This window comes from Mycobacterium sp. NGS15 (genome assembly GCF_059813245.1).
The window spans coordinates 298,126-315,642 of record NZ_JCALEF010000005.1 but is presented as its reverse complement, the minus strand read 5'-3'; the positions used below and the strand labels follow the sequence as shown (position 1 = coordinate 315,642).

Sequence of the window (17,517 nt, the reverse complement as noted above, 5' to 3'; positions counted from 1 at the left end):
GCGGTGGCCACGACTGAGGTTGTCAAGCACGACGGAGTCGACGTCGAGGACGTGCCGTCCGCAGCGTTCGGGCCCGGGCTTTCGGGGCAGAACCCTCGCGTCTTCCACATCCTGGGCCTCGCCATCGCGGCCTTCCTGCTGCTGCTGCTCAAGGGCAATCACGTCGGCAAGGTCGAAGACATCTTCTGCGTCGGTTTCGCCGTCATCGTGCTGGCGTTCACTGCGAACGACTACTTCGGCCGACGCTCGGGCCGCATCCGCTAACTAGCGCTCGGACGCCGCCAGTTGGCCACATGCGGCGGCGATCTCCCGACCACGGGTGTCACGCACCGTGCAGGAGACTCCCTGCTCGCGCACGCGTCGCACAAACTCCCGCTCAACCGGCTTTGGGCTGGCATCCCATTGACTACCCGGCGTCGGGTTCAGCGGAATCAGATTGACGTGAACGAGCTGGCCCAACGCTTTTCGTAGCTTCTTGCCCAGCAGGTCGGCACGCCAGGGCTGGTCGTTCACATCGCGAATGAGCGCGTATTCGATGGACACCCGCCGTCCGGTGACATCGGCGAAATAGCGCGCGGCATCAAGCACCTCACCGATCGCCCACCGGGTGTTGACCGGCACCAGAGTGTCGCGCAGCTCGTCATCGGGACAGTGCAGCGACACCGCGAGCGTGACCCCCAGCCCCTCGTCGGCCAGCTTGCGAATGGCCGGTGCCAGTCCCACGGTCGAGACCGTGACACCGCGCTGCGATATGCCGAAACCGTCGGGGGGCGGCGCGGTGATCTTGCGCAGCACCGTGAGTACCCGGTTGTAGTTGGCCAGGGGCTCGCCCATGCCCATGAAGACGATGTTGGACAACCGGCCGGGCCCACCCGGCAGCTCGCCGTCGCGCAACGATGCCGCGGCATCACGGACCTGTTCCAGAATCTCGGCGGCCGACAGGTTGCGCGTGAGCCCGCCCTGACCGGTGGCGCAGAACGGGCAGGCCATACCGCACCCGGCCTGAGAGGAGATACACAGCGTATTGCGGTCGGAATAGCGCATGAGAACCGATTCGACGGTGCTGCCGTCGTGTAAGCGCCACAAGGTCTTTCGAGTGTCACCGGAATCACAGGCCACCTGGCGCAGCGGGTTGAGCAGTGGGGGAAACAGCTCGGCACCCACACCCTCGCGCGCACCCGCCGGCAGGTCCGTCATCGCCGCCGCGTCGCCCACCAGCCGTCCGTAGTACTGGTTCGCGATCTGCTTGGCACGAAACGCCGGAAGCCCCAGGGCCAACACAGCGTCACGACAATCGGCAGCGGTCATATCCGCCAGGTGACGCGGCGGCATGGCCCGGCGCGGCGCGTCGAAGACCAGCGGCAAGGGCTTGTTGTCGGCAGACATAACCGATTCAGTATCCCAGGCCGATGCTAGATCCCCGAACCAGAACGTGCCCGCACATGCATCCGCTCCCCTTGCGGGCCGAAAATATGCAAAACCTCGACGGGTTTGTCGGTCGGATTGCCGAACCAATGCGGGATATGCGTATCGAACTCGGCAGCCTCACCGGCGGGCAGGATCAGGTCCAGCTCACCGAGTAGCAGGCGAACCTTCCCGGAGAGCACATACATCCACTCATAGCCCTCGTGGACCTTCAGATTCGGTTCCCCCTTCGGCGAGTGCGGCGGGATGATCTGCTTGTAGCACTGCACCCCGCCGGGTCGGCGGGAAAGCGGTAGGTAGACCGATCCATGTCGTTTGAACGGTTTGGGATGGATGCGCGGATCCCCCGTCGCGGGTGCGTTCACCAGCTCGTCGAGCGGCACCTGGTGCGCCTCGGCAAGGAGCAGAAGAAGTTCCAGGGTGGGTCGGCGCTGACCGGATTCCAGGCGGGACAGCGTGCTCTCGGAAATGCCCGTCGTTTCGGACAATTGCGCCAAGGTGACCTGACGATGCAGGCGCAAAGCCCGCAGCCGCGGCCCCAGGGCATCGAGCACGGCCTCTAGCCGCTGAATCTGATCGTCCACGCCGACCATAGTGACAACTAAATTGCCACTTTGGCAAGAAAGCTTGCGTGTTTCGCAGATGCGGCCCAATAGTGGTGTCATGAACAAACTCTGGGATGTGGCCATCATCGGTGGCGGTGCCGCGGGCTTGTCGGCGGCCATCACTCTCGCTCGGTCGCGGCGGTCGGTCGTCGTGATCGACGATCACCACCCGCGTAACGCGCCGGCGGATCGGATTCACAACTACCTCGGGCGCGAGTCGACGGCTCCCGCTGAGCTGTTCGGTATCGGACGCGGTGAGGCCGCACAGTACGGCGCGGCCTTCCGCGACGCGCGCGTCACGTCGGTATCCCACGCGGACAACCATTTCGACGTGGCGGTCGATATGCCGGACAGCACCACCACGATGGTCCATGCCCGCCGGGTCCTGGTGGCCACGGGAGCGGTGGATGAACTACCCGATATCGAGGGACTGGCGCAGCGCTGGGGCCGTGACGTCCTGCACTGCGCCTACTGCCACGGTTGGGAAGTGCGCGATCGCGCCATCGTGGTGCTGGGCACCGGCCCCCTGGCGGTGCATCATGCCCTCATCTTCCGCCAGCTCAGCGCTGACGTCACCCTGGTGCGACACAACGATTTTCCCCTGTCACCCGATGACGCCGAGCAATTGGCCCGCCGAGACGTCGGCGTGGTCGCCGGACCGGTGACTCGGCTGCAGATCACCGATGACGCACTTACCGGGGTGGAGCTGGAAGCCGGCGGCACGGTTCCGTGTGATGCGTTGGTCGTCGCGACGGTGGTATCGGCACGCATCGACATGCTTGCGCCCGTGGGACTCACGGCGCAGGACATGCGACTCGGGGATTACCTACTGGGGACGTATCTGCCGGTCACCAGAGGCGCCACCGCAGCGCCGGGGATCTATGCCGCGGGGAACGTCACCGACGTCAAGGCGCAGGTCATCACATCGGCGGCCGCCGGAACCGAGGTCGCCGCCATCATCAACGCCGACCTCGCGGTCGCAGACGCCCAGGAGTTACAACATGTCTGATCACCACAACCCGCCATCCGACGAGAAGTCGTGGGATGAGTTCTATCGGTCGCATGACGCGCTATGGAGCGGCAATGCCAATCCGCAACTGGTGAATGAGATTTCGACCTTGCCGCCACGCACCGCGCTCGATGCCGGCTGCGGCGAGGGCGGTGACGCGATCTGGCTCGCCCAGAAGGGTTGGCAGGTCACCGGAATGGATTTCGCGGAGACCGCCCTGCGCCGTGCCGCAGACAATGCCACCCGGGCAGACCCCGAGCTCGCCACCAGGATCACCTGGATGCAGGCCGACCTGACCACATGGCAGCCGAGTCGTCGATTCGATTTGGTGACATCACATTTCATGCACCTGCCGACAAAGCTGCGTGAGCCCGTGTTCACGACGCTGGCCGCAGCAGTAGCCCCGGGGGGCACATTGCTGATTGTCGGACACCATCCCTCGGACATCCAAGCGGCGATCGGGCGCCCGGACCTGCCCGACTGGTACTTCACCGCCGAGGACATCGCCGACACCCTCGATCCGGAGCAGTGGAGCGTCCTTGTCGCCGAGTCGCGCAATCGCACCTTCACCCGAGACGACGAAGAGTTCGATATAGCGGATACGGTACTGCGTGCGGAGCGTAAGCCCACCGGGTAAACACCCTAGGCGATAGCGGCGGACTCACCCGAAAGAGCCTCGCGCGCAGCATCTTCCACGGCTGCAAACACAGCGGGGTCGAGCCCGCGGCGGCCGACGACCGAGAGGGTCGCCAGGTTCGCCGCGGGCATGGCCTCCACTGGAGCGATGCCGTCGGGCAGCCAACCGATGATGGGCAGCAGCGCCATTCCCAGCCCCGAGCGCAGGCCCGCGTACAGCCCCGACAAATCCGGTGATTCACCGACAACCTGGTACCGATGGCCCAGTGTGTGCAGCGCACTGAACATGGGCGCGCGCAAGGTACATGGTTCGGTGAAGGTCATGATCTGCAGGGGCCCAGCGGAACTCGCCTTGTAACCACGCGCCGCTACCCACTGCAGGCGAACCGTACCCACCGCGTTGGCACGATCGAGGCCCGACCCGTCCAGAATCACCGCCAGGTCCATGCTTCCCCGGTCGACGGACTCGGCGAGATAGACGTTGCGATCGAACCGCACCCGCATCGACCAGTCCGGCAGGTGACTGCGCAGCGCCGTGGTGATGCTCGGCAATATCAAGTCCGCGCCGTGCTCGGTGACCCCGAGAATCAGCGTGCGCTCCTGACCGGCAATCAGGTCGTCTACCGCGGCATCGTGCGCGGCGAGAATGCGACGGGCATGCGCCAGCAGCTGGGCACCCTGATCGGTGAGCACCACACCTCGTCCCGAACGCCGGACCACCGGCTCCCCGATCGCGGCCTCGAGCTTGCGCACATGTTGACTCACCGCAGATTGGGTCAGGTGCAGCACGGCTGCGGCCCGGTGGAATCCGCCGCAATCCGCGACCGCGACCAGTGACCGCAGCGGCGCGATGTCGAGGGTCGAACTGGCCATATCGCCACCGTAGTCCGATCACGATATTTGATCAATATTTCCTCAGTCGCACGTCGAATACCGCTCTGGCGGGTACTGCTGATATCAATCGATCACGTTTACTGATTGATTCTGATCAGTAATTATCGTTGGACATCAACCGTCCGGACCGGCGACCATGGCTGTCATGCAGAAGATGCCGATGTGGTTCGCGTCGATGCTGACATTCCTCTACGCACTGGGCTACCCGCTTGGTGCGCTCGCGGTATCCGCCATGACGCCCATGTTGGTACTGGTCGCGCGTTTCACGTTCGCCGGTCTGATAGTCGCCACCTGGGCCCTGCTGGCCAAAGCGGCCTGGCCGACCGGTCGCAAGCTCGGGCATGTCGTCATCACCGGTTTGTTGATGCAGGCCGTGCAGTTCTGCGCGTTATACGAGGCACTGGAGCATGGGGCGCCAGCGGTACTGGGCGCGGTGGTCATTTCGATGAATCCTGTTGTCACAGCGGTGCTGGCTGCCCTGTTTCTCGGTGAGCGGCTCAACGGGTGGCGAATCCTGGCCCTGGCACTCGGCATCGTGGCAGTGCTGGCCGCGTGCGCCAGCCGGCTGCTGGCGACGGGCGGCGTCGACACGGTGCTGGTGCTGCTCTTGGTCGCATTACTCGGCCTGGCCGCGGGCGGGGTCTATCAGCAGCGTTTTTGCTCCGATGTCGATTTCCGCGCCAACTGCACCATCCAGAACATCGCCGGGCTGGTGCCTGCCGGTGTGTTGGCCCTGCTGACGCCGACCGCTGTGCATGACCCCTGGAAGGCCACCTGGGCAGTCTGCGCAATGGTGGTGTTCAGTGCGGTCATCGGCATCTCCACATATGTCCACGCCGTCAGCAGGTTCGGCGCCTCCGCGGTGGCCATGCTGTTCTGCGTCATCCCGGCCCTATCGGGCCTGTTGTCGTGGGCGATCCTCGGCCAGCGGGGCGATGTCGGCATCGGTATCGGCCTGGTGCTCGGTGCACTCGCCTGCTGGCTGAACGCGCGGGCCAGCCGACCCGCCACGACTCACGAGGACTCCACAATCGAGGTAGTGGCCGCCGCGCCTACCTGTCAGCCGGTGGCGGCCAGCTAGCCTGGCTGCATGCGTGCCCTGTTACTCGGTGGTCTGACCATGCTGGGAGCACTGCTCCTGGTCGCCGGATGCTCGAAGGGGGCATCGGTCTCTCCGACCGCTCCCTCATCGAGTGCGCCGCCATCAAGCAGCACCACAGGCAAGGCTCCCACCTCGACCACCACGAAAACTCCCGTCGAATTACCGGAACCCGTGGCAGGTGCGCCGTATGACGCTGTGGCGCAATGGATTTCCAAGGGCGCGCCGGTGGACGTCGCCAATTTCCACTCGGCTACCAGCCAGGACGGCCAGAAGACCGACCTCGGCGACAACGTCGCGTTCAAGACTCCGTCGGGCAAGACGCGGTGCATGACCAGCAACATCGAGCCGGACACGCTATCGTGCCTGGTCAACCTCACGAACCCGCCGAAGCGGCCTGCCGACACCGAGGGGAACTGGGTCGGCGGGTGGACCGATTTCCGTGGCCACCAGGTCACGGTGGGCGGACTGCACGGCGACCCCGGCCCCTTCCAAAGCGGTGACGGAAACCCACTCGACTACGGTGGCCGCCTGACATTCGGAGACTTCGGTTGCCGCAGCGAGACTTCCGGATTGTTCTGCGAGAACACCAAGACAAGGTCCGCCATCCGGATCAGCGACGCCGGAATCGGGCCGTTCGGCTGCCTGAAAGAGGTCACCCCGACCGACGGGACCGGTCGGGAATTCAGCTGCTAGCCCCGTGAACGGGCGAGGTACTCCTGGCCGCGTGGTGAGAGCCGATAGCCCACGGGCAGGCTCAGGGTCAGACCCAAGTTCTTGAGCTTGCGCACGTGCACCTTGAAGGTCGCCACATCGGGCCACCGCGAGCAGGATTCGAGGTCTTTGGCCCGCACCTGCGGGCGCCGGGCGATCTCTCTCAGCACCTCACGGGTCCAGGGCCCGGGTGTGGCGCTGCGGTCCATCCGATCCAGTCGCGCGTCGATGTCCGCGACGTCGTCGTCCGAGAGCGCCACCGAGGAGGCCAGCTCCGCTCGCGGGTCGGCCATCACGATCTTGTGAAATGCCAAGCGGTACAATGGATCAGATCCACTCGCCCCGACATCGCTTCGCGCCGCCGTGGCCGAGGGATACCCGGCCAACAGTGCATCGGCATCGTCGATATCGCGCGCGGTGATCTCCCGGACGGCATCGACCTCGATGAAGTCGAATTCGGTTATGGAACGAATGCGGTCCGAGCCGACACGGTAACGACCGCCCACCTTCACCTGCGGACGCTTCCAGCGCCGGTAGGCCACCGAAATGGTGTCGTCGTGGATTCCGGCCCGCAGCCTTGGCTCGAACAGCATTAGATCCCCAGGTGTGAACCGTAGAGCCCTTCGAGGGCTCGCCAGTGTCGCTCGGCCGCCTCCTTGTCGTAGGTGGCGTTGTCGGTGACGGCGAACCCGTGCTTGGCGGGATACGTCTCGATGGTGTGCCGCACCGCGGCATCGGTCAGCACCCGGGCCAGCAGCTGCTCCTGCACGGGCGGGAAGGATGCGTCCTCCTCCGCGACGGCGACCAGCACGACACCCGTGATGCGGTCGGCGAGGTAGTGCGGACTGTTCGGGTCCTCGGCATTGGCGAGATTGCCACCGTGGAAGGAGGCCGCCGCACCCACCCTGGGCGCGTGAGTCGCCGCCACCCGCAACGAGATCCGACCGCCCATGCAGTAGCCCGTCAGTCCTACGGTGTTGCCTGTCACCTCGGGCTGCAGGGCGAGAAACTCCAGAAAGGCGCCCGCATCGGCATCGATCCGGTCGGGGGTAAGCGTCCCCATCGTCGCGAAGACACGGGCACGCTCCTCCGGGTCTCCAAAAGCGGTCGCCAGATCAAATGGTTTCCAGTCACCTTCGCGGTAGTAGACATCGGGCACCAGTGCCACGTATCCCAGCGCCGCGAGCCGGTCCCCCATCTCCCGCATGACCTCGCGGGCGCCACCTGCGTCGGGATAGACGATGACGGCGGGTCCGGGCTCATCCGGCACGTGCAGGGTTGCGGGGCATTGCCCGTCAGGCGTGGGAATATAGACATCGCGGCGAGACATATTTCCATCAAACCAGCCACCAGGCTGAGCAGCTACCACACTGGTATCTTGGGCCTCACTATCAGTCAATGACCAGGGGGAATCTGATGGCCTTCACCAGTACGCTGTCGACAGCGTGGCAAATCTTCAAGACATCCGCGAAGGTACTGAGCTCGCGCAAGGAGCTCGCCGTTTTCCCCATCTTGTCGGGGCTCACCGCATTGCTGGTGCTGATCGGGATGGTGGCCCTCGGAGTCCTGCTACTGCCCGCGACGACCGGAGATTCGGTACCGCCGCTCTTTTACCCCGTCTTCGCCATCGGGTACTTCGTATTGATGTACGTCACGACCTTCTGGCAGGCGGCACTCATTTCGCAGGCGAACATTGCGTTGGAGGGTGGAGATCCGGGTGTCGCCGCGGGCATCTCGGCGGCGGCCCAGCGTGGCGGGCGTCTCCTGCCCTGGGTTCTCATCACCGGCGTCGTCTCCTGGATCATCAGCGCCGTCGAGGAAAGGGTGCCGTTCATCGGGCGATTCCTCGAGGTCGCGTGGCGCGTGGTCTCTTTCCAGGTGCTGCCCACGATCGTGCTGCAGAACCTCGGCGCCATCGATGCCGTCAAGAAGACCAAGGAAACACTCAAGAACGCCTGGGGCCAGAACGTCGTGGGCATTGTGGGACTGAACTTTTTCACCGCAATGTTGACCCTGCCCGGAATCGGGTTGGTCTACCTGGGGATCGCGGCGAATGTGAGCGCCGTGACGGGCGTCTTCGCAGCACTGGGCGTGCTGTGGATCCTGGCCGCGTCCATCATCGGTGCAGCGCTGACCGGGATTTTCCAGACGGCCCTGTACCGGTTCACGGTGGACGGTCAGGTGCCGGGACCGTTCGCCGGAGTAGACCTGCGGCAAGCGCTCAAGACTCGCTAAACGTCGTTAAAACAGCACCGGCGCGCCGGGCACATGTCATGCTTCCTTACACCTCACGCGTCACACTGATAACTTGTGTAACAAGGTAACGAATTATCAGGGGACTCGGTGGCTTCATCCAACGCTCTGGCGACATCGTGGGACATATTCCGAATTTCGATACGCCTCCTGCGCCGCCACAAGGCGCTCGTACTGTTCCCCGTCGCGGCCGCCCTCACCGCCATGCTGTTCATCGTGGTTCTGGTAGCCCTGGGCCTGCTGCTACCGCCGAACATCGACAAGACCGCGCCGCAGTTCGTCCGTGCTGCCTTGACCGTCGATTACGCCATCCTCGTGTATCTCGTGATGTTCTGGCTCACGGCTCTCATCGCGCATGCCAAGGACGCGCTGGAGGGCAGAGCGCTGAGCGTTGCCAACGGCTTCTCGACGGCCGTCCACTACCGCAAACGGCTGCTGCCCTGGGCTCTCGTCGATACCGCCGTCACCTGGGGTATAGGTGTCGTCGACGAGAATCTCCTATATGTCGGAAACGTCCTGCACGTGCTCTTCATCGGACGGTTTCTCGACCTCATGTGGCGCGCGGCCTCGTTCCAGGTGCTTCCGGCAATGGTCCTGCAAGACGTCGGCACCGTAGGCGCCATCAAGGCCGCCAAGAACATGCTCAGGCACCTGTGGGCCAAGAACGTCCTGGCCCAGATAGGTCTTCGTGTCTTCACCCTCGTGCTGGTGCTGCCCGGCGTGGGTCTGCTATTTGGTGCAGCCGCAGTGAATGGCGGAGCGCTCTCCGGCGTACTCGGATTGTGCGGAGGGGTCTGCGTCGCGGCCGCAGTCCTTATTGCCGCAACGGTGAGCGGGATCTATCAAACGGAGCTGTACCGACGTGCCGCCGCCGCGAACGCAGCTTAGATAAAGAGAGTCAACACAATCCAGGTGGCGACGGCCGAGGGCAGCAGGGAATCGAGCCGGTCCATGATGCCGCCGTGTCCCGGGAGCAACGTGCCCATGTCCTTGATACCCAAGTCGCGCTTCACCTGGGACTCGACCAGGTCGCCGAGCGTTCCGGTGATGACGAGCATGATGCCCAGGGCAACACCGACGAACGGATGATGCCCGAGCAGAAACGTCACCGCCAGGGTCGACGCGGTCGTTCCCACCAATAGTGAGCCCGCCAAGCCTTCCCAGGATTTCTTGGGACTGATGGCGGGCGCCATCGGATGCTTGCCAAACAAGACACCCGCCGCGTAGCCGCCGATATCGGAGAATGTGACACCGAGCATCAGGCAGAACACCTGTTCCGCACCGTTTTCCGGGTAGACCAGCAGCGCGCCGAATGACGCGAACAGCGGGATCCACGCGGCAACGAACACCGTGATGGCGACATCGCGCAGATAGTTCACCGGCTGCTGGTTCAAGCCGTGCCCAACCAGACGCCAGATCATGCAGACCACGACGGTTGCGCCGAAAGCGCCCAGTGCACCGGCCGTGCCCCACGGCCAGGTCAGCCAGATCATCGCCTGCCCGCCGAAGAACAGCGGGATGAACGGCACCGAGATATCGGCCTGGCGCAGCCGCTTGGTCACCTCCCACATCGCGATCCCGAGGAAGACCGAGATGATGCCGACCCAGATCTCCTTCTGGTACAGCAGCGAGAAAATGATCAGGGCGGCCAGGACAACGCCAACACCGATGGCGGCGGGCAGGTTGCGGCCGGCTCGGGACTTCGCCCCCGAAGGGGGCGCAGGGCTGCCGGGGGCCGGAGCTGCGTCGGTATCTCCCATGGTCGTCATTACCGGGGCCCCTAGACCTCCAGTAACTCGCCTTCTTTGTGCTTCACCAACTCGTCGATCTGGGTCACGTACTGGGACGTGGTCTTGTCCAGGTCCTTTTCCGCGCGGCCCACTTCGTCCTCGCCGGCCTCGCCGTCCTTCTTGATCCGGTTGAGCTCGTCATTGGCCTTACGCCGGATGTTGCGCAAGGTCACCTTGGCGTCCTCGCCCTTGCCCTTGGCCTGCTTGACGAGCTCACGGCGACGTTCCTCGGTGAGCTGTGGGACGGCGACACGGATGATGCTGCCGTCATTGCTCGGGTTCAACCCCAGGTCCGAGTTGCGGATCGCATCCTCGATGGCTTTGAGCTGATTGGCCTCGTACGGCTTGATGACCACCAGGCGGGCCTCGGGCACGTTGATGCCGGCGACCTGCGTGATGGGGGTGATCGTGCCGTAGTAGTCGATGACTACCCGCTGGAACATGCTGGGGTTGGCACGCCCGGTGCGAATCGTCGCGAAGTCATCGCGGGCGACCGCCACGGCCTTTTCCATCTTCTCCTCGGCATCGAGAAGAACCTCGTCAATCACGATTGATCTCCCATCATGGTGTTACCACCGTTTCATGGTGTTACCAGCGTTCCGATCTTCTCACCTGCGACCGCCCTGGCGATATTGCCTTCGGTAAGCAGGTTGAACACCAGGATCGGCATCCGGTTGTCCATACACAGGCTGAATGCGGTGGCATCGGCGACCTGCAAGCCACGGTCGATGACCTCGCGATGCGTGATCTCCGGCAGGAACTCGGCGTCGGGATTGGCGCGGGGGTCATCGGTGAAGATGCCGTCGACCGCCTTGGCCATGAGCACCACCTCAGCGCCGATCTCCAAAGCACGCTGTGCGGCGGTGGTGTCGGTGGAGAAGTACGGCAGTCCCATACCGGCGCCGAAGATGACGACGCGTCCCTTCTCCAGATGCCTTCTGGCCCGCAGCGGAATGTACGGCTCGGCGACCTGCCCCATCGTGATGGCGGTCTGCACACGTGTGACAATGCCTTCCTTTTCCAGGAAGTCTTGGAGCGCAAGGCTGTTCATAACGGTGCCGAGCATCCCCATGTAGTCCGAGCGCGTCCGCTCCATGCCGCGCTGCTGCAGCTGCGCGCCGCGGAAGAAGTTGCCGCCGCCGATCACAACCGCGACCTCGGCACCGCTGCGGACTACCTCAGCAATCTGGCTGGCCACCCTGTGGACCACATCGGGGTCAAGGCCGACGGCTCCCCCGCCGAACATCTCGCCGCCGAGCTTGAGCAGCACCCGCTTATATCCGGTGCGGCTCACATCGCGAGTCATCACGCCTCCTCGGTACGGGTTCGACATAGCCGGTGCACAAAGCACAGCCATCGGGCCTGCTTCCGCTCTTCACGCAAGCGGCTCATCGGAAGGCCGCGACGGCGGTGTCTATCCTGCCCTATTGGGCGACGCTCGTTGGCACGACCCGGCGAACCGAGCCCGCGCCGGTTGTGCTTTCGGTGAGGCCGACGAGGGCCTGCGGCAACGGCGCCACGTGCAGCACCCCAAGACGTTGGGTGGCGCGAGTGAGCGCCACATAGAGCTCGGCCGCGCCTCGCGGGCCGTCGGCCAGGATTCGTTCCGGTGCCACCACCAGGACGGCGTCGAACTCCAGGCCCTTGGTCTCCGAAGCGGGCACCGTACCCGGCACGCCCGGCGGCCCGATCACTACACTCGTGCCATCCCGAGATTCCTCGTCATGTATGAATTCCTCAATGGCTGTTGGTAATTCGTCCTCGGCAAGGCGCCTGGACCAGGGCAGGACGCCACATGAACGAACGGACTCGGGCGGCTGGGTACCCGGCGCGAACTCTGCCAGCAGCGCCGAGGCGACGGCCATGATCTCGGCGGGAGTGCGATAGTTCACCGACAACGGCCGGTACAGCCAGCGTCCCGGTACATACGGAGCCAGGATCGCATCCCAGGAAGTGGCGCCGGCCACCGATCGGCGCTGAGCCAGATCCCCCACCACGGTGAACGAACGACTCGGGCACCGGCGCATCAACACTCGCCAGTCCATTTCGGACAGTTCCTGTGCCTCATCGATCACGATGTGCCCGTATGTCCAGTCCCGGTCGGCCGACGCACGTTCGACGAGGTCGCGGGTATCGCGTTCGGTGAAGCGTTCCGCGAGGTCCTCGGCACCGAGCAGATCGGTGGCGAAGAGGTGATCCTCGTCGTCCATCATGTCCTCGCGGCCGGTCATCATGTCGAGCACACCGGAGGCGTACTCGGCCTCGGCCCTGCGTTCGCGTTCGGCGGCCTCTTCCGCCGCCTTATCGCGGCCCACCAGATCGACCAGCTCATCGAGCAGGGGTACGTCTGAGACCGTCCAGGCGTCACCGACAGTCCGTGCCAGTGCCGGGTCCGCACCGGCAGCGCGCAGCCGTTCCGGTGAGGTGTACAGCTCCGACAACAGCGTCTCAGGTGTCAACGTCGGCCACAGATCGTCGAGCGCGGCGGCGAATCCCTCGTGATCCCCTAATTCGTCCAACAGCTCCGCACGCAGATGCTCCCAGGCCTTGCGGTCCTCACGCGTGAGCCATCCCTTGCCGATGCGCGGGATCGCCCGCTCGGTGAGCGCCCACGTCAGGACATCGGTGAAGACGGCCCGCGCCTCGTTGTGCGGAAGCCTGCTCGCACGCGCCTCATCGATGGCCCACTGCGCGATATCGACGTCGATGTTCACCGCCACGTCGGTGAGCTGGATCCTCAGTGGCTCCACAGGGGTCCGCTGCCTATCCGCAACCGCCGCCGCGAGCACGTCGAGAATCTGCAACGAGCCCTTGAGCCGCGCCGCATCGGCCCCATCCTCTGCCGTGACCTTCAGACCCGGCAACAGCTCTCCCGCCGTCGAGAACACCACATTGGTCTCACCCAGCGACGGCAGCACTCTCGAAATATGGCTGAGGAAGGCCGCATTCGGGCCGACAACCAACACGCCGTGGCGTTCCATCCGCTGGCGCTGGGTGTAGAGCAGGTAGGCGACGCGGTGCAATGCCACGACGGTCTTGCCCGTGCCGGGGCCACCCTCGATGACCAGCACGCCAGGATGATCCAGCCGGATGATCCGGTCCTGTTCGGCCTGAATGGTCGCCACGATGTCGCGCATCCCATTGCCGCGCGGTGCGTTGACCGCCGCGAGCAGCGCCGCATCACTCATGCTCCCGCGTTCACCGTCGCGGTCTTCACCGTCCGGCCGCCCCAGGGTCTCGTCGGCGAACGCGTCAACATGACGTCCCCGAGTCCGGAATTGGCGTCGCCGTCGGGTGTTTTCCGGGTTGGCACCCGTGGCGGTATAGAAAGCCTGCGCCGCCGGGGCCCGCCAATCGATCAGCAGCGGCTCATAGTCGTTCGTCTTGTCGAGCAGGCCGATGCGTCCGACGTAGGAGTGCTCCCCCGTGAGGGTATCCAGCCGGCCGAAGCACAGCCCGTCATCGGCGACATCCAAGCGTTGAGCCTGCCGGGCCAGTGCGCGCACCTCGTCATCGCGCTCGACCATCGCGGCGCCGTTCTGCTGATCGACCGGCCCGCGCAGGGCGCTGCGGTATCGCCCCTTGACGCGCGCACGTTCGGCGTCCAGCAGCTCGTAGAGTCCGGCGATGTACTCCCGCTCGGATTCCAGTTCTTCTTCGTATGTCGTCAACCGGATTTTCCCCGTTTTCGTTCTAATTCATGGCATCTGACATTCAGTCTGCGATATTCAGCCTGCGATTGTGCGGTATGACCGGGGTCTTGCCGCAAGCCCCCCTGTCCGATATATGTTGAAAGGGGCGGGTTATTCATATCGCGTCGGCGACCGCCGTCGGCCGCAGCTCTTTTCGCCAGCTCCACAGGCCGACCGCGGCCATCACGGTCAGGAACGCGTAAAAGCCCGCTGTGAGGTTCAGGCCCTTGAATAGATAGACACCCACCGAGAACGCGTCGGTGACGATCCACAGGGCCCAATTCTCTACCCATTTTCGGTTCATCATGAATTGGGATACGACGCTGAACCCAGTGATGACCGAATCAAGCTGAGGGGCATTGGAATCGGTGAAGGTGACCAGGAATGCGTAGAGTCCCGCCACCAGGACTGCCAAGGACACTGCCAAGGGCAGCCATGCCCATGCCGGCGTCCGCCGCACTGCCACCCCGTGACGACTCTGGCTCCCCCAGCGCCACAGATACCAACCCTGCACGGCGAGCGCAATAAACATGATCTGCAGGGCAGCATCGGCGTACAGGGTCTGCCGGGCAAAGACCACGATGTAGAACAGAGAGCTGACGATCGCCACCGGGAAGGTCCAAATATTCTGGCGGACGGCAAGGACGACGAACAGCACACCGGCCATGCTGCCAATTAGCTCAGTCCAGTCCACCGCAACAGGTTAGCCGAGCACCAGTAAGCTCGCGCCATGGCGACACCGGCCCGGCTACGGAGCTTCTCGTGGCTGGCCGGACTCATCAATGAGAGCGAGCCGCAGTGCGGTGCCGTGCGCGTCGTCGCCGTCGACGGCAGGGGCGCCGCCGGCAAGAGTACCTTTGCTGCGCGATTACACACCGCACTGTCGGCGACAACCCCGTCGACGGTGGTCTTGCACACCGATGACTTCGCGTCCTGGGACACGTTCTTCGGTTGGTGGCCCCGGTTCCAGGAGCAGGTGCTGACGCCCTGGGCGCACGGCAAGACTGCCCAGTATCGACGTTACGACTGGGAGACCCGTGAGTTCGGCCCGCACGAGCAGTGCCCACCACCATCGGTGCTGATTCTCGAGGGCGTCGGGTCCGGCCGCTCGGCAGCTGCTGGCCAGTTAAGTTCGCTGATCTGGGTACAGACCGACCAGACAACCCGCCGTCGCCGCGCCGAGGCTCGCGATGGCGCGGAGCTCCGTGAGTTCTGGCGACTGTGGATTGACGCCGAAGACCAGCACTTCCGCCAGGATCCCACCGCGGAACGCGCCGACATCACCGTCGACGGTAACCCCGAGGTGGTACCGGATGACCCAGACCGCTACTTCCTGCTCAGCGGTTAACGCAGCGGAACCGTCGGCCCCTTCGGATCGAGTGGCGCACAGCTGTCCTGCCCCACCGTCGTCGAGCATTTCGCGGCCGGGATCACCGGGCGATAGCCGGGTGATGTGCCCGCGTCCCGGGTGATCTGTGTGTAGGCCTGGACGGCATCGGTGGGCACTCGCTTCAGCGCCGGATCGCCCAGCGCGTCGACGGTGTACAAGCCGAAACGTGGCCGGTAGCTTCCCCATTCATAGTTATCGACCAACGACCAGTAGTTGTATCCGATGATCGGGATGCCGTCGGCCTTGGCCCGCTGCAGCCAGAAGACGGTGTCGTTGAGGTACTGCGACCGGGTCACGCCATCCGACCGCGGTTTTCCGTTATCGGTGACCATCCCGTTCTCGACGATGTAGATCGGCAGCCCGGGGTATCGCTGCGCGTAATGCCGCGATACGTAGTAGATGTCTTCGGGCTGCAGTTTGATGTTCCAGCGCGCAGCCATGCTCTGCGCCGAGGCGGGGTTATCTGCCGCAGTACCGGTGTAATAGTCGAACCCCAGGTAATCCAGGCTGCCGGCGACCCGGTCGAAGAACGATCCCTCGATGCCCTTCACCCCGAAACCTGCGAACTGCGCCAACACATCCGGCGGGATATAGGCCTCGTTGGTCGTCACCTTGGCCTTGGGGTCCGCCTCGTGAGCGGCCCGGTACACCGCGCGGTGAGCCTCGGCAACCCGGTCCAGGAATCCATCGAACTGGTCGGGCTTGATCGCGCCGGTGCGTACCTCCATCGCTCCGAAGGCCAGCGGTTCGTTGATGCTGACCCACAGCACCCCTTGCCCGGCATAGCGTTTGGTGATCGCCCTGGCGAAGTCCTCGAATGCCCCGACGTTGTTCATGAACCCGCCGCTATCGGACACCCAGCCCGGGTACACCCAGTGCATGAGCGTGATCATCGGCGTCATGCCGTTCTCACGCAGCGTGGCGACAATGGAGTCGTAGTACGCGAGTTCCTTCTCGTCCCACTTGCCCGGCTCGGGCATGACCCGCGACCACTCCAGTCCAAACCGAAATGTATTGACGCCCATGGCATGTGCGTTAGCTATATCCTCGGCGTACCGGTGCCGGAAATCGTCAGCCTGCCGGTACGGGTCGACGGGCCCGTCCGCGAGGGGGTTGGATTTATCGGCCACCGCGGGCATGCCCGCGGTGCGATCGACGTAGCGGCGCCAATTGCTATCCGGGGCACTCCCCTCCACCTGGTAGCCCGCGGTCGCAGTGCCCCAATAGAAGCCACGGTCCCACGCGGAGTCATCCCCCGCGCCCTCCTGCCGCGGGCTGCAGGCGGTCAACCCCACCGCGAACACGACTGCCGATGCCATGACGGCGCTCCACCACTTCATGATTAAAACCATACACCGTATGGTTTTAGTCCAGCAGCTGCTCCCACACCCGGCGCATGTGCTCACCCATATCGATCGACGGGTCCGACATCCATTGGATCTGAATGCCGTCGGCGGCGGCGATCAACGCGGTGGCCGCAAATTCCGCGTCGACATGCGCGGGCACCGTGCCGTCGGCCTGACGGCCCCGCACGTAGTCGGCGATGCGGGCACGCATCCTCTCGTACCGGTCGCGCAGGTACGCCCCGGCCGGATGCCGCGGATCGACGGCCGCGGCGGCCGCCAGCGACAGATACACCGTCCCCGAGCCGGGCTTACTCGCCTTGTCCAGCATGGCCTGCGCCAGCACCTCACCCGGATCGATCTCTGCTGTCGAGTTCCGGTACCGCTCTTCGAATGTGGCATCGGCGCCGCGCTGGATCTCGGTGAGAATCACGTCCCGCGTCGGGAAGTAGTGCATCAGCCCGGCCAGGCTGATGTTGGCCTCCTTGGCGATGACGCGCATCGAGGCGCCCGCCTCCCCGTCGCGCTCCAACACCGTCAGCGCAGCATCAAGGATTTCCCGGCGCTTGGCCTCCCCTTTGGCATATCGCCCGACAGCTGGCATTGCCCGAGGCTAGCGCACAAACAATTCGGCCCCGCACAGGAACGAATCCTGGCGGGGCCGAAT

20 protein-coding genes are annotated in these 17,517 nt (G+C 64.5%); 8 read left to right on the top strand and 12 right to left on the bottom strand.

Features of this window, described 5'->3' with window-relative positions:
• Positions 1-3 precede the first annotated feature (3 nt).
• A complete protein-coding gene (locus tag AC5Y5C_RS16050; protein ID WP_499973898.1) occupies positions 4-264 on the top strand; it encodes a DUF2631 domain-containing protein in 261 nt (86 codons plus the stop codon).
• Here AC5Y5C_RS16050 and rlmN read toward each other — a convergent pair whose 3' ends face one another.
• Both rlmN and AC5Y5C_RS16040 read right to left on the bottom strand, forming a co-directional pair.
• Positions 265-1,386 carry a dual-specificity RNA methyltransferase RlmN gene (rlmN, locus tag AC5Y5C_RS16045; RefSeq protein ID WP_499973895.1) on the bottom strand — a complete coding sequence of 374 codons (1,122 nt, stop codon included), beginning with the start codon at positions 1,384-1,386 and terminating at the stop codon, positions 265-267. It lies immediately after the preceding gene.
• 26 nt (positions 1,387-1,412) lie between these two features.
• Positions 1,413-2,018 (bottom strand): helix-turn-helix domain-containing protein, encoded by a 606-nt coding sequence (locus AC5Y5C_RS16040; RefSeq protein WP_499973894.1) that lies wholly within the window; start codon positions 2,016-2,018, stop codon positions 1,413-1,415.
• 70 nt (positions 2,019-2,088) lie between these two features.
• Here AC5Y5C_RS16040 and AC5Y5C_RS16035 point away from each other — a divergent pair, with 70 nt between their 5' ends.
• Together AC5Y5C_RS16035 and AC5Y5C_RS16030 are read left to right on the top strand one after the other, a co-directional pair.
• Positions 2,089-3,039 carry an NAD(P)/FAD-dependent oxidoreductase gene (locus AC5Y5C_RS16035; protein ID WP_499973892.1) on the top strand — a complete coding sequence of 317 codons (951 nt, stop codon included), beginning with the start codon at positions 2,089-2,091 and terminating at the stop codon, positions 3,037-3,039.
• The gene (locus AC5Y5C_RS16030) at positions 3,032-3,676 is read left to right on the top strand and encodes a class I SAM-dependent methyltransferase (RefSeq protein WP_499973890.1); all 645 of its coding nucleotides are present in this window, start codon (positions 3,032-3,034) and stop codon (positions 3,674-3,676) included. Before AC5Y5C_RS16035 ends, AC5Y5C_RS16030 begins: the two co-directional genes overlap by 8 nt.
• Positions 3,677-3,681: 5 nt before the next feature.
• Here the strand turns inward: AC5Y5C_RS16030 and AC5Y5C_RS16025 are convergent, their stop codons facing one another.
• Positions 3,682-4,548 (bottom strand): LysR family transcriptional regulator, encoded by an 867-nt coding sequence (locus AC5Y5C_RS16025; RefSeq protein WP_499973888.1) that lies wholly within the window; start codon positions 4,546-4,548, stop codon positions 3,682-3,684.
• Positions 4,549-4,714: 166 nt separating this feature from the next.
• Here AC5Y5C_RS16025 and AC5Y5C_RS16020 point away from each other — a divergent pair, with 166 nt between their 5' ends.
• Both AC5Y5C_RS16020 and AC5Y5C_RS16015 read left to right on the top strand, forming a co-directional pair.
• The gene (locus AC5Y5C_RS16020) at positions 4,715-5,650 is read left to right on the top strand and encodes a DMT family transporter (RefSeq protein ID WP_499973886.1); all 936 of its coding nucleotides are present in this window, start codon (positions 4,715-4,717) and stop codon (positions 5,648-5,650) included.
• 9 nt (positions 5,651-5,659) lie between these two features.
• Entirely contained in the window at positions 5,660-6,364 is a 705-nt protein-coding gene (locus AC5Y5C_RS16015) for a hypothetical protein (RefSeq protein ID WP_499973884.1), read from the top strand.
• Here the strand turns inward: AC5Y5C_RS16015 and AC5Y5C_RS16010 are convergent.
• Together AC5Y5C_RS16010 and AC5Y5C_RS16005 are read right to left on the bottom strand one after the other, a co-directional pair.
• Complete coding sequence (locus AC5Y5C_RS16010; protein WP_499973882.1) at positions 6,361-6,975, bottom strand: ASCH domain-containing protein; 615 nt, start codon at positions 6,973-6,975, stop codon at positions 6,361-6,363. The two genes, AC5Y5C_RS16015 and AC5Y5C_RS16010, sit on opposite strands and share 4 nt — an antisense overlap.
• Complete coding sequence (locus tag AC5Y5C_RS16005) at positions 6,975-7,712, bottom strand: dienelactone hydrolase family protein (RefSeq protein ID WP_499973879.1); 738 nt, start codon at positions 7,710-7,712, stop codon at positions 6,975-6,977. The genes AC5Y5C_RS16010 and AC5Y5C_RS16005 overlap by 1 nt, the downstream gene beginning before the upstream one ends.
• A gap of 68 nt (positions 7,713-7,780) precedes the next feature.
• Between AC5Y5C_RS16005 and AC5Y5C_RS16000 the strand changes: the two genes are divergently transcribed.
• Together AC5Y5C_RS16000 and AC5Y5C_RS15995 are read left to right on the top strand one after the other, a co-directional pair.
• Complete coding sequence (locus AC5Y5C_RS16000) at positions 7,781-8,617, top strand: DUF6159 family protein (protein WP_499973877.1); 837 nt, start codon at positions 7,781-7,783, stop codon at positions 8,615-8,617.
• A 108-nt stretch (positions 8,618-8,725) separates the two neighbouring features.
• A complete protein-coding gene (locus tag AC5Y5C_RS15995; RefSeq protein WP_499973874.1) occupies positions 8,726-9,523 on the top strand; it encodes a DUF6159 family protein in 798 nt (265 codons plus the stop codon).
• On the opposite strand, the gene AC5Y5C_RS15990 is transcribed toward AC5Y5C_RS15995, so the two are convergent.
• From AC5Y5C_RS15990 to pnuC, 5 genes are all read right to left on the bottom strand, one after another.
• On the bottom strand, positions 9,520-10,395 hold the full coding sequence (locus AC5Y5C_RS15990; RefSeq protein WP_499974606.1) for a phosphatidate cytidylyltransferase: 876 nt from the start codon (positions 10,393-10,395) through the stop codon (positions 9,520-9,522). The genes AC5Y5C_RS15995 and AC5Y5C_RS15990 overlap by 4 nt on opposite strands.
• A 20-nt stretch (positions 10,396-10,415) precedes the next feature.
• Positions 10,416-10,973 (bottom strand): ribosome recycling factor, encoded by a 558-nt coding sequence (frr, locus tag AC5Y5C_RS15985; RefSeq protein WP_078287575.1) that lies wholly within the window; start codon positions 10,971-10,973, stop codon positions 10,416-10,418.
• Positions 10,974-11,005: 32 nt separating this feature from the next.
• On the bottom strand, positions 11,006-11,731 hold the full coding sequence (pyrH, locus tag AC5Y5C_RS15980) for a UMP kinase (RefSeq protein WP_030094003.1): 726 nt from the start codon (positions 11,729-11,731) through the stop codon (positions 11,006-11,008).
• 118 nt (positions 11,732-11,849) lie between these two features.
• Positions 11,850-14,096, bottom strand: a complete 2,247-nt coding sequence (gene helR / locus AC5Y5C_RS15975; RefSeq protein ID WP_499973871.1) for an RNA polymerase recycling motor ATPase HelR — start codon at positions 14,094-14,096, stop codon at positions 11,850-11,852.
• Positions 14,097-14,232: 136 nt separating this feature from the next.
• Positions 14,233-14,811, bottom strand: coding sequence for a nicotinamide riboside transporter PnuC (gene pnuC / locus AC5Y5C_RS15970; protein WP_499973868.1), 579 nt, complete (start codon positions 14,809-14,811; stop codon positions 14,233-14,235).
• Between the two features lie 36 nt (positions 14,812-14,847).
• Between pnuC and AC5Y5C_RS15965 the strand changes: the two genes are divergently transcribed.
• On the top strand, positions 14,848-15,465 hold the full coding sequence (locus tag AC5Y5C_RS15965; protein WP_499973866.1) for a uridine kinase family protein: 618 nt from the start codon (positions 14,848-14,850) through the stop codon (positions 15,463-15,465).
• Here AC5Y5C_RS15965 and AC5Y5C_RS15960 read toward each other — a convergent pair.
• Together AC5Y5C_RS15960 and AC5Y5C_RS15955 are read right to left on the bottom strand one after the other, a co-directional pair.
• Positions 15,462-16,847: a family 1 glycosylhydrolase gene (locus AC5Y5C_RS15960; RefSeq protein ID WP_499973861.1), complete on the bottom strand. Its 1,386-nt coding sequence runs from the start codon at positions 16,845-16,847 to the stop codon at positions 15,462-15,464. The genes AC5Y5C_RS15965 and AC5Y5C_RS15960 overlap by 4 nt on opposite strands.
• Before the next feature lie 25 nt (positions 16,848-16,872).
• Complete coding sequence (locus tag AC5Y5C_RS15955; RefSeq protein WP_499973858.1) at positions 16,873-17,454, bottom strand: TetR/AcrR family transcriptional regulator; 582 nt, start codon at positions 17,452-17,454, stop codon at positions 16,873-16,875.
• Positions 17,455-17,517 lie beyond the last annotated feature (63 nt).